Here is a 13428-nt window from a genome sequence, read left to right as displayed (position 1 = left end):
TCTCTTGTTTCATTGTCTGAATCTCTTGTTTCATTGTCTGAATCTCTTGTTTCATTGTCTGAATCTCTTGTTTCATCCATTGCATGTCTTCTGCTAAGTTTTGAACGAGGTTAACAAGTTGAAGGAGAAGTTGTTCTTGCACGCCTGATTCACCTACCTTTCATCCTAGAGGTATACGGCATTTCTAGTGAGGAGTATGAAGAGGAATTTGGTGAAATGCCTTTGCCGTCATCTTATCATAATTTGTCGAGATGGACAAACTGTTTTTTATATATGTGTTGAATCGCTTATTTTGTCGTACGTGTAGCATACATGCGCTCTTTTGCAACTTGTAAAAGCTGTTGCAATTGTTCTCCTTCGACTGGATATGTCGCATAACCAACGAGAAAAGATATGGGGCTATTTTTTTTTATTCGCTCAATCATTGTAGATGGTTTCGCACCGTTTTCGACAGCGATAATTAAATATTGATCGTTTGACCATTTAGCTACGATATCGCTTTTTCGAGTTTCTTCAACTAATAGCTGTTCAAATGCTGCTTTTTGTTGTGGTTGGCTATTTTGTTTCGTGCGGAGTAAATAAATGGTTAGACGACTATCTGGATCGCGATCAACTAATGCAGCAATTTTTTCAAATGTACTTGTAGCGAAGTCTTTACTTTTCAACTGATAGATTAAATCTCTCACACAAACTTTTCGATCATAGCGATTACCAAAATAAATGCCGACAATTGTTTGAAACACATAAAAACCAATGACAACATATAGCTCTGTTCCATGTAGTTGTGTAAAATCAATCGTATCGCTCATGGCTATCGCTTCCGAAAATAAAACAAGTTGGCTAATGAATAGTCCGATCGTTTTCCCAATATGTTTTTTAAACATATACTTCCCCCCCTTTTTTATATTATGGTGGAATATATGTATGGGGTTGGACGAATATTAGAAAAAGACAAAAAGGGCGAGACGATCGCCCTTTTTAGATTAAAAGATAAAGTGTGCGATGAAAACGATGATAGGCAATGTAATGAGTGTACGAAGAAGGAAAATGACAACTAAATCCTTAAACGTAATTGGTAATTTTGATGCAAGAAGCAATCCACCCACTTCAGACATATAAATCAGTTGTGTAACAGAAACACAAGCGATAACGAAGCGAGTAAATTCACTTTCGATGCCGCTACCAATAATGGCTGGTAAAAACATATCTGCGAAGCCGACGACCATCGTTTGTGCAGCCGCTGATGCTTCTGGCACTTGTAGGAGCGTCAAGATCGGCACAAACGGTTTACCAAGCCATTCAAACACCGGTGTTGTTTCAGCGATGATTAATGCGACCGTTCCAATGGCCATAACGACAGGTAATACACCTAACCACATATCGATAACTGTTTGTACACCGTTTTTCAATAGTTTTCCCATATTGCTATTGCGTTGTGCGACTTCCACCGCTTGTTTTAATCCCCATTGAAAAGGTGTGTCCCCAGCTGGTATTGTTTCATCAACTGGTACGTGATGTTCGTGGTAATATGTGTCTGGCTTTTTTGATAATGGTGGGATGCGTGGCATAATGATTGCTGCTACAAGACCAGCAACAACGATCGTAAAATAGTACGCTCCAAACATATGTTCAAGCTTCATATACGTAATGACGACAATGCTAAATGTAATCGAAACGACAGAGAAGGTTGTTCCGATCACCGCTGCTTCTCGCTTCGTATAAAAGCCATCTTCATACTGCTTATTCGTTAACAATACGCCGATTGTTCCATCTCCTAACCAAGAAGCAATACAGTCAATGGACGAGCGGCCAGGCAATTTAAATACTGGACGCATAATTTTCGTTAAAAGTGCACCGCATAATTCGAGTAAGCCGAAATCTAAAAGTAAAGGCAAAAACAAGCCAGCAAACAAAAAGACAGAAAACAAAATAGGAATTAAGCTATACAATAGCAACGCACCTGTATTTTCTGACCATACCCATTCTGGACCGATTTTCCATAACGTCATCGCTCCTAAAATCGTTCCAACTATGCGAGCGATAACAAATAGACGATTGACATCAAATAAACGACGAAGAAAAGGGCTGTTCATTATGAAAGGAGGATAAGCGATTTTAGCAATGATTGTACCCATGGTAGCGATAAACATAAATAAGACAGAAATCGTTGGAATGGCTGAGCTAAAGTTTCCTTCCACCCATTTTGCTAAAATGGCTACAGGGATCGTCATTTCACCTTTATAAGGAAAAGGAATCATAAATAAAAATACACCAATAAGCGATGGGACGAGAAACTTAAGTACGTCAGAGCGACGTTGTTGAGTATGTTTTTGTGCAATATTCATCTTTTGAAGCCACCTTCCATTTTATGTTTTGAAAACGGATACATAACATTACTACTATCGTAATATAAAAATAAAAATAGTCAATATAACAAAATGATTCAGAAATATAAATTATTTTGTATGGTTGTATAAATATAAAAGTGTACACTTATATACATACGAAATTATGAATTAATAACGATTTTAATATTGCAAAATAGACAACATAAAGCATAATAAAACAAAATGGATATATAATCAATCATTTTTTTGTATAAACGTTCAAATTCGAAATTTTTGGTTTTTGTAAGCACATCGATGCGTGTATTTTTTTTGTTTGTGCGATATGATAAGCAAAAGCAAGCGAAGGGGGAATAACAGATGTGGCATTATGCAAAACCAGTCGTCGTTGTAAGTGAATGTCTTGGTTTTTCTCCTTGTCGATATAACGGTGATCAATTGAACGATGAAGTGGTACATAAGCTCGTACCATTTGTGCAATTTATTCCTGTTTGTCCAGAAGTGCGCATCGGGCTTGGTACGCCGCGCGAGACGATTCGGCTCGTTCAAGATGGGGAGCGTGTTCGGCTCGTTCAGCCATCGACTGGAATGGATATTACCGAGCAAATGAATGAGTTTTCTTTTTTATTTTTAAAACAATTATTAGATGTAGATGGCTTTATTTTAAAAAGTCGGTCACCATCGTGTGGGATAAAAGATGTTAAAATATATAGCAGCAAGCAAAAAGGACCTGCAACAGGGAAAGGGAGCGGTATGTTTGCTGAACATGTATTACGAATGTTTACCCATAAAGCTGTGGAAGAAGAAGGGCGATTAACGAATTTCGTTATTCGAGAGCATTTTTTGACGAAGTTATTTACGATTGCTTTGTTTCGAGAGGTGAAAGAAACAAATTTACACCACCGTCTCGTTGAATTTCATGCTGAGCATAAATATTTGTTTATGGCTTATCATCAACAAAAATTAAAACAATTGGGAAACATTGTTGCGAATCGTGCTCGTTTACCGATAGAAGAGGTATTTTTGCAGTATGAAAAAACATTATATGAGTTGTTTGCACGGCGCTCACGTCGAAATTCGAACATTAATGTTTGTCAACATATGATTGGTTATTTTAAGCATGAATTAAGCGGGGATGAAAAGCGGTATGTCCATGAGTTGCTAGAAAAATATCGGGCAGGCAAACTCCCGTTAAGCAGTATAACAACAGTTATTCGCTCATGGGCGATTCGCTATCAAAACGAATATTTATTGAAACAACGATATTTTCAACCTTATCCGGAGCCATTGCTTGATGTGACGGACTCAGGAAAAGGAAGAGATTATTAAAAAAGCGACGAAGGATTATCCTTGTCGCTTTTTTGTAATGGTATAATACACCGGAATACCAGATAACGTAACAACAATCGATAAAAACGTATCTAGCGGTGCGTGGAGTACCGTACTCATAATAATATATGCTGTGCCGGCAAGAGCAACGATCGGAGTAAATGGATAAAGTGGCACTCGATATAATTGTTCGTTAGATGGTGATGATTTTCGTAATAAAAATACTGCATAAAAAGCAAAGCCGTAAAATAAAAAGACACTAAAAATAGCAATATCCGTTAAGCGATCGGCATTACCAAGTAACATCATGACAATCGCAATGATAATTTGCATTAACGTTGCAAATACAGGCGTGCGCCACTTTGGATGAATACGGGAAAAATAACGGGAAAACGGAAATAACCTATCTGTTGCCATCGCCAATGGCATGCGAGGAAATGTAAGAACTTTCCCATTTAAACAGCCAAAAATAGAAATTAAAATACCAATAGCAATGAATTTTCCGCCGAATGCCCCAAATAAAATGGTTGCTGCTTCGCTTGCTGCGTTTGGACCGAGCGCAACAATTTCATCGGCACGAAGAACATGAAGCAATGCAACATTCACAGCCACATAGGCAAACATGACAATAAAAATACCGGTGATAATAGCTTTTGGTAACGTTTTTGCCGGATTTCTCATTTCGCCAGCAACAAATCCAACGTTCATCCATCCGTCGTACGCCCACAATGTCGCTAAAACTGCTGCCCCCATGCTGATCGCTTGGCTACTGCCACTATCCATACCGAAGATCGGCACGTTTCCTTTTACGACTCCGAAGATAATAATAAGAAAAATAGGTAACAGTTTTGCCGCAGTTAATACGCTTTGGACGATTCCACCAAATTGTGAACCGAGCATATTAATGACAGATAAAAATAAAACAGCGATGATTCCGATCCAAAGTTCACTTTCCTTTGGCAGTGCAAAAATCCCTGCAAATAACGCACCAAAATACAACCCTAATGCACCGATGACGGCAGGACCGTAAATGATCGTTTGCACCCATCCACATAAAAAGCCCCAAAACCGTCCGTACACTTTTTCGATATATACATATAACCCGCCTGTTTCAGGAATTTTTGCGCTTACTTCCGCAATCGTTAATCCGCTTGCCAATGTAATAATTCCTCCAATGACCCAAGCGAGAAGAGCGAGTGTTGAGTTGCCTGTTGCTCCGATGACAATCGCTGGTTTCATAAAAATCCCAGAACCGATGACAGTGCCAATGACGATCGCTGTTGCTGTAATGAATCCGATGCTTCGTTTCAATTGTGTGTTTGTCATTCTGTTCACTCCTAAAGGACAAATGTTTTTTTATATCGAACGATGGCTATTATAGCATGAGATGAAGAAAAACTTCTTTTTTTGAAAATTAAAATATTGACATCGCGGAAAGAAAAGAATAAGATAAAACTAAAGTTGGCTTAAAGAAACTTTTTTAACTCAAATCATTATTGTTTGCTTGTTCCATATATCACGTCGTTTTATGCTAATGCATATGATGGGCGAGCAAGCAAATTTTTTTCGTTAAATTTTGCATTAAGGAAACTTTTATATCCTTATACAAATTTAGAGGAGGACGCATATGAAAAAGTGGATGGTCATATGGATCGCTTTGTTATTGTTATTTGGATGCGAAACAAAAGAGAATAAACAAGATGTCATCTATGTCGTCGCAACGACAGGGCAAATTGCTGATCTTGTTAAACATGTCGGGGGAGAATATGTTCGCGTGGAAGCGCTGATGGGGCCAGGGGTAGATCCTCATTTGTATAAAGCAACGCAAGGAGATATTCAAAAATTAAGTCAAGCAGACATCATTTTTTACAATGGGCTTCATTTAGAGGGAAAACTCGGAGAAATATTTACGAAAATGTCAAAAACGAAAAAAGTCGTTGCAGTAAGTGAAGCGATTCCGAAAGAGAAGTTAATTGAAATAGATGGAGTATATGATCCGCACATATGGTTTGACCTTGATTTATGGAGTTACGCTGTACAGATGGTAGGGGACGAATTAAGTGCAATGGACCCGAAACATAAACAAATATACGAAGAACGAGCGGAAGCATATGAATCACAACTTATGCAATTAAAAGAAGAAGCGAAAAAAGGGATGAACGCCATTCCGAAAAAACAGCGCGTTTTAATTACAGCTCATGATGCTTTTCATTACTTCGGCCGTGCATATGATATCGAAGTGGTTGGTTTGCAAGGATTAAGCACGGATGCAGAATACGGATTAAAAGATATACAAGAACTCGTTGACCTCATCGTCTCTCGAAATATTCAAGCGGTGTTTGTGGAAAGTAGTGTATCGAAAAAAGCGATCGAAGCAGTTGTCGAGGGAGCGAAACAGCGTGGACATCATGTCTCGATTGGTGGGGAGCTCTTTTCAGATGCGCTCGGGCGAGAAGGAACTGAAGAAGGGACGTTTATTGGCATGTATCGTTATAACGTCAAAACGATTGCACAAGCATTGAAGGGGGAATGACGATGAATCCACTAGTTGTTGAACAGGTAACAGTTGCATATGATCGACAACTTGTATTAGAAGATGTATCATTTTCTGTTCCAGAAGGGAAGTTAGTCGGAATTATCGGTCCAAACGGCGCAGGAAAATCAACGTTAATGAAAACGATGTTAAATTTTATTCCGCGTATGCATGGAAATGTTTTTATATACGGTAAGCCGTATGAAAAGCAACGTCATCTTGTCGGATATGTTCCACAACGAAATTCTGTCGATTGGGACTTTCCGACGAATGCCCTTGATGTTGTATTGATGGGGCGATACGGTCATGTTGGATTGTGGAAACGACCACGAAAAGAAGATGTGGATATTGCTGCGCAATGTTTAGATAAAGTCGGCATGTTACCATATGCGAAACGACAAATTAGCCAACTATCTGGTGGACAGCAACAGCGTGTATTTTTGGCGCGCGCGCTTGCGCAAGATGCATCCGTTTATTTTATGGATGAACCGTTTGTTGGGGTCGATGCCGCAACAGAAAAAGCGATTGTCCAACTGTTAAATGAATTAAAAATGCGTGGAAAAACAGTATTAGTCGTTCATCATGATTTGCAAACGGTGCGAGATTACTTTGATTACGTTTTATTGTTAAATAAACGTGTCATTGCATTTGGTGAGACGGAAAGTGTATTCACGTACGATCATATTCAAAAAACGTATGGGGGAAAGGTCACTTTCCTCTCTGCGGCACATATCGTGGGGTGAATCGTGTATGGACATCAATGTTCAATGGGTGTTTACAAGCATGGCTTTGCTCGGATTGGCGAGCGGAATGATTGGTACGTTTGCATTGCTCAAGAAACAAAGTTTAATAGGTGATGCGATGGCGCATGCTGCGCTTCCAGGCATTTGTATCGCGTTTCTTTTCTACGGACAAAAATCGCTTCTCGTCTTTCTCGTTGGTGCTGCTTGCTCAGGGTATATCGCAACAGTATGTATTCAGTTTATTGTAAAACATACGCGTGTGAAAGAAGATGCTGCCATCGGCATTGTATTGTCTGTATTTTTTGGATTAGGTATTGTGTTATTGACATGGATTAATCAACATGAAGGCGGGAATCAAAGTGGGATTCATGACTTTTTGTTCGGCAAAGCGGCGTCGTTGAACGGTAACGATGTGAATGTGCTAACCGTAACGGCTATAACAATGATTATGACGATCTTCGTTTTTTTCAAAGAGTTTAAAATTATTACATTTGATCGGGCGTTTGCTCAAGGGATCGGTGTGCCGGTGTCACTGTTGAACGGTGTGCTTATGTTTTTAATCGTTTCGGTTGTTGTGATTGGTTTACAAGCGGTTGGGGTTGTGTTAATGTCTGCACTATTAATTACGCCCGCGCTCGCTGCAAGATACTGGACAGAAAAGCTCGAGTGGATGATGTGGTTAGCAGGAGGATTTGGTGCTTTATCAGGTGTTGCCGGAGCATATATTAGTTTGATTGCATATGTTCCTACTGGTCCGCTTGTCATTATTTTTGCGACAATGTTGTTTATTTGTTCGTTTTTATTTGCCCCGAAACGAGGCTTATGCAGCAAAATGATTCGTCGCCATATAGAAAGAAAAAAATTGTGGTCGAAACAGCTAATGTATAAGCGAGGGGAACAACTATGAGTTATACGATGTGGATTTTGCTTACTGCAGCTCTTGTCGGGATTAACTGTGGATTAGTTGGTACATTTCTTGTGTTGCGAAAAATGTCGATGCTGTCTGATGCGATCAGCCATAGTGTGTTGTTAGGGATTGTGGGAGCGTATATGGTGAGCCATCAGCTGCAAGGGGTGTCTATGCCCATCGGTGCCTTACTTGTTGGATTGCTAACGACATTTCTCGTTCAATTGTTGCATCAAAAAGGGGTACAAAGCGATGCTGCTATCGGTGTTGTGTTTACATGTTTGTTCGCCGTTGGGGTTGTTCTTATTTCCTTATTTGCAGATCGCATCCATTTAGACGTCGAACACGCTTTAATGGGCGAAATTGCATTTGTGCCGTGGGATGTGCTGGAAGTTGGCGGACGGAGTATTGGACCAAAGGCGGTTTGGTTGCTTGGATTTGTTTTAGTGATCAATATATTTGTCATTATTTTTGCTTACAAAGAATTAAAAATGAGCTCATTTGATCATGAAATGGCAGTCACGCTCGGCATTCCGATTGTATTGATTCATTATGTATTGATGGGAATGTTGTCATTAACGACCGTTGCATCATTTGATAGTGTTGGTGCCATTTTAGTAGTAGCTATGCTTATTGTACCAAGTGCAACGGCATACTTATGGACAGATCGGCTAAGCGTAATGCTTATATGTAGTGCAATGATTGGTGTGTTGGCATCGATGATCGGTTACATGGGGGCAGCAGCATTCAATGTGTCCATTTCAGGAGCGATTGCAGTGGCGACAGGTGTCCTCTTTTTTATCTCTTTATGGATTGCACCAAAACATGGGTTATTGCGGAAATGGCTAAAAAAATCTCCTGCCTAGGCAGGAGATTTAGTCTTTTATTGCGGAAAGAAATGAATCGATAATACTTACATCATTTGTAACTAAAAAAGCAGGAAGTAACGCTATAATGGTCACGACCGTCGCGTATGAAACGATAACATTTTTCACTATTTTCATCGTGCTCACTTCCTTTTGAATTTATTTTCTTATTTTTCTGTCATTTTGTCAATCTTTTTATTAGCGAAATTTTTGTACGAAAATGGTATAATAACAAAATAGTTGTCTTAAAAAGGGGGGACACGATGCGAATACGAGATTGGGATCGAAATTTACGCATTCGTTTAATTGGGGAGTCACTCGTTGGAGTGACATTTTGGATGATATTTCCTTTTATTGCGATTTATTTTTCTGACATGTTTGGTAGACAAAAAGCGGGCGTATTGCTTGTTATTTCGCAATTATTTTCTGTTATTGCGAATTTGCTTGGCGGGTATTTTGCTGATCGATTTGGAAGAAAAAAAATGATGGTGTTTGCAGCGTATGGACAAGCGCTTGCTTTTTTCTTATTTGCACTATTTAATTCACCGTTATTCTCATCACCGTTGATGAGTTTTATTTGTTTTGCCCTCGTAGGCGTATGCGGCTCGCTTTATTGGCCCGCTAGTCAAGCGATGGTCGCTGATGTCGTTGCTGAAAAAGATCAAAGTCGCGTGTTTGCTGTGTTTTATACAATGAATAATGTCATGGTTGTCATCGGTCCACTACTTGGCGGAATCTTTTATCCAGAATATCGTTTCTTCTTATTCCTAATTGCAGGAACATTTTGTGGGATCGTTGCCATTGTTCTCTCTATTTATTTAGACGAAACTGCACCGATATGGAGAAAAACAACAGGAACATGGTATATGTTTTTTGTTGAGCAGTTAAACAATTATCGTCTCATTGCAAAAGATCGTACATTTCTTTTGTTTATTGTTTCCGGTATTCTTGTAGCACAAACGTTTATGCAATTGGATATTTTAATCCCTGTATATGTGAAAGACGTTGTGTTACAACAAACATTATTTTCTATAGGACAATGGTCGTTTTCGTTGAGTGGAGAGAAAGCGTTTAGTGTCCTTATTGCGGAAAATGGATTGCTTGTTGTTTTATTTACGGTAGCTGTGACAAAATGGATGGAGAATTATAAAGAAAAGTGGGTGTTTGTCTTTTCTTCCCTTTTTTACGGGATTGCTATTTTTCTTTTTGGTCAAACAACATCGTTATGGATTATGATTATTTTAATTGCTGTATTTACACTTGCTGAGCTGATGACAGTCGGCTTACAACAAACATTTGTCGCCAAATTGGCACCTGAGCATATGCGTGGACAATATTTTGCTGCGGCGAGTTTGCGATTTACGCTTGGACGTATGATGGCTCCGCTTGTTTTGACGTTGCCATTTGCGTATCATTGGACGTTTTTTATTTTAATGTTACTTGCGGTATGCAGTGCGTGGTTGTATTCTGTCATGTTTCAAATGATGGAGGAAAAACAAGCATGATTATTCTTATTCGGCACGGAAAGCCTGTTTGTAAAAGAGGCGGATGGATGACGAGAGAACAATTGATCAACTGTTTAAAGGCATACGATGAGGCGATCGTTGATGACAAGCCTCTATCGTATGCTAATGTATAGTCGCTTCTCTTTCTCATATTTTCCCTTTTCTTTTCATACATATGATCGTGTAAATATGAGAAAAAGAGGGGAAATACACGTGAATGAACAAGGGGGATTTCAAAAAGAGACGATGACACGAAGCGAACGCCGAAAGCAAAAACGACCATTTGTTTTTGTATGTTTATTGTTCGTTGTCAGCACATGTGTCGTCGGGATATGGGGAATGGCGAAACAAGAGACGAGCGAGCAAAAAGCCATCGAGCAATTCATTGCAGCGTTGCGTGAAGAAGATATGCATATGTTGCAACAGTTCATCGATGTTCCATTAGAAAATAAGGCATCGCTTTTACCGCTTTTAGCGTATTTGCGTAAACATCCAGAGGGCTATGATCAAATACGAAAAGAGTTAGACCGACAAAAAGATGATCGAGTTTACATAAAAGGATTAACGTCAACTCCGCCGATTTTTTTAATGAAATTGTCGCAAGGAACGTACAAATTTGAGCCCGCGTTATATCACGTCTATGTACAAACGAATGAGAAAGGAGCGCGTATTTTTATTAACAACGATTATGTCGGAGAAACGAATGTGCCGTTAACGAAAGTCGGGACATATGTTCCTGGCTTATACGAAGTGAAGATCGCTACTGATGAACACGAACGAATGGAAATAATATCGCTTTTCGGCGGTGAACGCATTCGGATGATCCATTTTAATTTCCATTAAAAAGATGCAACGATATGTTGCATCTTTTTTCAGAGTTGAAACATATTTTCTTGTTCGTACGTAATATAGTCATCATTTCCATTTAACGAAAAATCATAGTAAAATAAAGGAGCATAGATGATGGGAGGAAAACGATGAAACGACTCATTCGAACGATATGGCGATGGTTTGTATCATGGAACGTCGGCTTATTTAGTGCACTTATTTCATTGTTTGCATTTCGCTTGCCATTTCTTATTTCATTTTTGATCGGAGGAAGTATAGGCATAATGTATTCACTTTACATGAAGAAAAAAGAGGAGAAACATTATGATCGGTTGAAAGATGCGAAAAAAAAGGTGCGGACAATTGGACAAAGTTTGTGGAGAGTTCGTTCGGTTGCGATGTTTTCCAAACTTTCGCGCCTGTACTCCATTTGTCAAAAAATGATTGAAATTGTTGAAAAACAGCCAGATCGACTCGCTATCGCGCAGCCATTTTTTAATACGACATTAGATTCGATTGTTACAGTTATTAATAAATACATTTATTTAATGAGGCAACCGGTGAAAAGTGATGAAATTCGGCAAGCGATTATTGAAGCGGAACAAGCCCTTGATCTCGCGCTGACGAAAGCAGAAAATCAGCTGTTGGACATGCTTGAAGAAGATTTGTTTGATTTACAAACCGAAGTAAAACTTGTGAAACATACGATTACAACTGAAGAGCCTCTTTCTTTATCAACGAAACATACAGTCACAATGATGGAGGAGAAAAAGCATGAACAAAAACGATGAAGTACTTTGGACAAGTTCTGTCGATTCGTTGCTTGCTAACCCATTTGGTGAAGTGACAGAAGTAAGCGAAAAGCCATTATCTCCGCGATTAATTGATCAATTAAAGGAGGAACATCGACAAAAAGCGTTAGCGCTTGCTGAGCAAATTGATCCACGCAACCATCAAGCCATTTTGCAATACGGTGTGGCAGCCCAAGCCGAATTATCGCGCTTTTCTCATTCGATTTTAAATCATGTACAAAAAAAAGATGCAGGACCTGTTGGGGAAGTGATTCATGAACTCATGGCAAAAATGAAAGAAGTCAACGTAGAAGACTTTACGGCGAATAAAAAAAGCTTTTTTGCGCGCATGTTTCAATCCGTCACCCAGTCCGTGCAACAAATTTTATCGAAATACCAAAAGTTAGGTGTCGAAATTGACCGTATTGCTGATCAACTTGAAAAACATCGTCAAATATTATTTCGTGACATGATGATGTTAGAAACGTTATACGAAAAAAACAAAGAATACTTTGATGCCTTAAACATTTACATTGCTGCTGCTGAAGTGAAACTAGAACAACTGCGAACAAAAACAATTCCGGAGTTAGAAAAGAAGGCATTACAGTCACAAAATCAAATGGACGTGCAAGAAGTCAACGATATGATCCAATTTGCTGATCGGCTTGAAAAACGCATACATGATTTAAAATTAAGCCGCCAAATTACGATTCAAACAGCACCGCAAATTCGACTGATCCAACACGTCAATCAAACGCTAGTTGAGCGCATTCAATCGTCGATTTTGACTGCCATTCCACTTTGGAAAAATCAACTTGTTATCGCACTAACGTTGCTTCGACAAAAGAAAGCAGTAGAAGCGCAAAAAGCGGTAACGAAAACGACGAATGAGCTGTTGTTACGCAACTCAGAAATGTTAAAAATCAATACAATTGAAGCAGCAAAAGAAAATGAAGAAGGACTCGTCAGCATCGAAACGTTAAAGAAAACGCAAGAAAATTTGTTAGAAACACTTGAAGAAACATTAAAAATTCAACAAGAAGGACGAATGAAGCGTCAGCAAGTGGAACGCGAGCTTGTTGAAATGGAAGAACAATTAAAACAGAGGCTACTTACACTAAAAAGGGCTGAATAAAATCAGCTCTTTTTTATTGATTTTTTATACCTATTAGGGTATGATTTGTGAGGGAGGTCAGATAACATGATTTACACAATCATCGGGATGTTTGTGTTATATGCGTTATATTATCGTTACGTACCTGTTCGGGGAGTAAAAAGGCTTCAATCTTTACGTACAGATGGACAAGTTACATTGCTCGATGTGCGTGATTATAATGAAGAGGATGGGATCGAAGGGGCGCTTCGTATTCCAATTGCGTACTTTAAACGTCACTACAGAGCAATTCCACACCGTGAAGTTGTTGTCGTTGCCCACAATGAACTAGAGAAAAATGTCGCCATTCGGTTACTTAGACGTTATCATTTTTCAGTACAAGGATATTATATAAAGGAACACGAACATGTACATGAGTTAAATATGGCAAAATGTCACTAACTGTTCAAACTTTATGAAACAATTGT

15 protein-coding genes are annotated in these 13428 nt (G+C 39.0%); 11 read left to right on the top strand and 4 right to left on the bottom strand.

What is annotated here, in order from left to right:
- Positions 1-287: 287 nt before the first annotated feature.
- Both ACYQY7_RS01520 and ACYQY7_RS01515 read right to left on the bottom strand, forming a co-directional pair.
- Positions 288-884 (bottom strand): nucleotidyl cyclase domain-containing protein, encoded by a 597-nt coding sequence (locus tag ACYQY7_RS01520; protein ID WP_461200394.1) that lies wholly within the window; start codon positions 882-884, stop codon positions 288-290.
- Between the two features lie 99 nt (positions 885-983).
- Positions 984-2345, bottom strand: coding sequence for a YjiH family protein (locus ACYQY7_RS01515; protein WP_461200393.1), 1362 nt, complete (start codon positions 2343-2345; stop codon positions 984-986).
- A gap of 360 nt (positions 2346-2705) precedes the next feature.
- Between ACYQY7_RS01515 and ACYQY7_RS01510 the strand changes: the two genes are divergently transcribed.
- Positions 2706-3674, top strand: coding sequence for a YbgA family protein (locus tag ACYQY7_RS01510; protein WP_461200392.1), 969 nt, complete (start codon positions 2706-2708; stop codon positions 3672-3674).
- Positions 3675-3689: 15 nt separating this feature from the next.
- Here ACYQY7_RS01510 and ACYQY7_RS01505 read toward each other — a convergent pair whose 3' ends face one another.
- Entirely contained in the window at positions 3690-5000 is a 1311-nt protein-coding gene (locus ACYQY7_RS01505; RefSeq protein ID WP_461200391.1) for an APC family permease, read from the bottom strand.
- A 301-nt stretch (positions 5001-5301) separates the two neighbouring features.
- On the opposite strand from ACYQY7_RS01505, the gene ACYQY7_RS01500 reads away from it, so the two are divergent.
- The 4 genes from ACYQY7_RS01500 to ACYQY7_RS01485 are packed head-to-tail and all read left to right on the top strand — an operon-like array spanning position 5302 to position 8723.
- Positions 5302-6207 carry a metal ABC transporter solute-binding protein, Zn/Mn family gene (locus tag ACYQY7_RS01500; RefSeq protein ID WP_461200390.1) on the top strand — a complete coding sequence of 302 codons (906 nt, stop codon included), beginning with the start codon at positions 5302-5304 and terminating at the stop codon, positions 6205-6207.
- A 2-nt stretch (positions 6208-6209) separates the two neighbouring features.
- Positions 6210-6950, top strand: a complete 741-nt coding sequence (locus ACYQY7_RS01495; RefSeq protein WP_461200389.1) for a metal ABC transporter ATP-binding protein — start codon at positions 6210-6212, stop codon at positions 6948-6950.
- A 7-nt stretch (positions 6951-6957) separates the two neighbouring features.
- Positions 6958-7857, top strand: coding sequence for a metal ABC transporter permease (locus ACYQY7_RS01490; RefSeq protein WP_461200388.1), 900 nt, complete (start codon positions 6958-6960; stop codon positions 7855-7857).
- Complete coding sequence (locus ACYQY7_RS01485; RefSeq protein ID WP_461200387.1) at positions 7854-8723, top strand: metal ABC transporter permease; 870 nt, start codon at positions 7854-7856, stop codon at positions 8721-8723. The genes ACYQY7_RS01490 and ACYQY7_RS01485 overlap by 4 nt, the downstream gene beginning before the upstream one ends.
- A gap of 9 nt (positions 8724-8732) precedes the next feature.
- On the opposite strand, the gene ACYQY7_RS01480 is transcribed toward ACYQY7_RS01485, so the two are convergent.
- Positions 8733-8861 (bottom strand): hypothetical protein, encoded by a 129-nt coding sequence (locus tag ACYQY7_RS01480; RefSeq protein ID WP_006323191.1) that lies wholly within the window; start codon positions 8859-8861, stop codon positions 8733-8735.
- Between the two features lie 125 nt (positions 8862-8986).
- Here ACYQY7_RS01480 and ACYQY7_RS01475 point away from each other — a divergent pair, with 125 nt between their 5' ends.
- The 6 genes from ACYQY7_RS01475 (at position 8987) to ACYQY7_RS01450 (ending at position 13402) form a co-directional block, all read left to right on the top strand.
- Positions 8987-10228: an MDR family MFS transporter gene (locus ACYQY7_RS01475; protein ID WP_461200386.1), complete on the top strand. Its 1242-nt coding sequence runs from the start codon at positions 8987-8989 to the stop codon at positions 10226-10228.
- Entirely contained in the window at positions 10225-10362 is a 138-nt protein-coding gene (locus ACYQY7_RS01470; RefSeq protein ID WP_461200385.1) for a hypothetical protein, read from the top strand. Before ACYQY7_RS01475 ends, ACYQY7_RS01470 begins: the two co-directional genes overlap by 4 nt.
- A gap of 79 nt (positions 10363-10441) precedes the next feature.
- On the top strand, positions 10442-11071 hold the full coding sequence (locus tag ACYQY7_RS01465; protein ID WP_461200384.1) for a PEGA domain-containing protein: 630 nt from the start codon (positions 10442-10444) through the stop codon (positions 11069-11071).
- Between the two features lie 134 nt (positions 11072-11205).
- Positions 11206-11847, top strand: a complete 642-nt coding sequence (locus ACYQY7_RS01460; RefSeq protein ID WP_461200383.1) for a 5-bromo-4-chloroindolyl phosphate hydrolysis family protein — start codon at positions 11206-11208, stop codon at positions 11845-11847.
- Positions 11831-12982 carry a toxic anion resistance protein gene (locus ACYQY7_RS01455; protein ID WP_461200382.1) on the top strand — a complete coding sequence of 384 codons (1152 nt, stop codon included), beginning with the start codon at positions 11831-11833 and terminating at the stop codon, positions 12980-12982. Before ACYQY7_RS01460 ends, ACYQY7_RS01455 begins: the two co-directional genes overlap by 17 nt.
- A 66-nt stretch (positions 12983-13048) precedes the next feature.
- The gene (locus tag ACYQY7_RS01450; protein ID WP_461200381.1) at positions 13049-13402 is read left to right on the top strand and encodes a sulfurtransferase; all 354 of its coding nucleotides are present in this window, start codon (positions 13049-13051) and stop codon (positions 13400-13402) included.
- Positions 13403-13428 lie beyond the last annotated feature (26 nt).

Source organism: Anoxybacillus sp. TBDG-1, from assembly GCF_054815885.1.
Note: the sequence above shows the minus strand (reverse complement) of the source record. Positions and strands in the feature narration are given on the sequence as shown.

What these genes read in the sequence shown, in the direction of transcription:
- ACYQY7_RS01490 (WP_461200388.1), top strand. Translation starts at nt 6,958, where the DNA reads ATGGACATCAATGTTCAATGGGTGTTTACAAGCATGGCTTTGCTCGGA.
- ACYQY7_RS01500 (WP_461200390.1), top strand. Translation starts at nt 5,302, where the DNA reads ATGAAAAAGTGGATGGTCATATGGATCGCTTTGTTATTGTTATTTGGA.
- ACYQY7_RS01450 (WP_461200381.1), top strand. Translation starts at nt 13,049, where the DNA reads ATGATTTACACAATCATCGGGATGTTTGTGTTATATGCGTTATATTAT.
- ACYQY7_RS01515 (WP_461200393.1), bottom strand. Translation starts at nt 2,345, where the DNA reads ATGAATATTGCACAAAAACATACTCAACAACGTCGCTCTGACGTACTT.
- ACYQY7_RS01455 (WP_461200382.1), top strand. Translation starts at nt 11,831, where the DNA reads ATGAACAAAAACGATGAAGTACTTTGGACAAGTTCTGTCGATTCGTTG.
- ACYQY7_RS01495 (WP_461200389.1), top strand. Translation starts at nt 6,210, where the DNA reads ATGAATCCACTAGTTGTTGAACAGGTAACAGTTGCATATGATCGACAA.
- ACYQY7_RS01520 (WP_461200394.1), bottom strand. Translation starts at nt 884, where the DNA reads ATGTTTAAAAAACATATTGGGAAAACGATCGGACTATTCATTAGCCAA.
- ACYQY7_RS01480 (WP_006323191.1), bottom strand. Translation starts at nt 8,861, where the DNA reads ATGAAAATAGTGAAAAATGTTATCGTTTCATACGCGACGGTCGTGACC.
- ACYQY7_RS01470 (WP_461200385.1), top strand. Translation starts at nt 10,225, where the DNA reads ATGATTATTCTTATTCGGCACGGAAAGCCTGTTTGTAAAAGAGGCGGA.
- ACYQY7_RS01475 (WP_461200386.1), top strand. Translation starts at nt 8,987, where the DNA reads ATGCGAATACGAGATTGGGATCGAAATTTACGCATTCGTTTAATTGGG.
- ACYQY7_RS01460 (WP_461200383.1), top strand. Translation starts at nt 11,206, where the DNA reads ATGAAACGACTCATTCGAACGATATGGCGATGGTTTGTATCATGGAAC.
- ACYQY7_RS01505 (WP_461200391.1), bottom strand. Translation starts at nt 5,000, where the DNA reads ATGACAAACACACAATTGAAACGAAGCATCGGATTCATTACAGCAACA.
- ACYQY7_RS01485 (WP_461200387.1), top strand. Translation starts at nt 7,854, where the DNA reads ATGAGTTATACGATGTGGATTTTGCTTACTGCAGCTCTTGTCGGGATT.
- ACYQY7_RS01510 (WP_461200392.1), top strand. Translation starts at nt 2,706, where the DNA reads ATGTGGCATTATGCAAAACCAGTCGTCGTTGTAAGTGAATGTCTTGGT.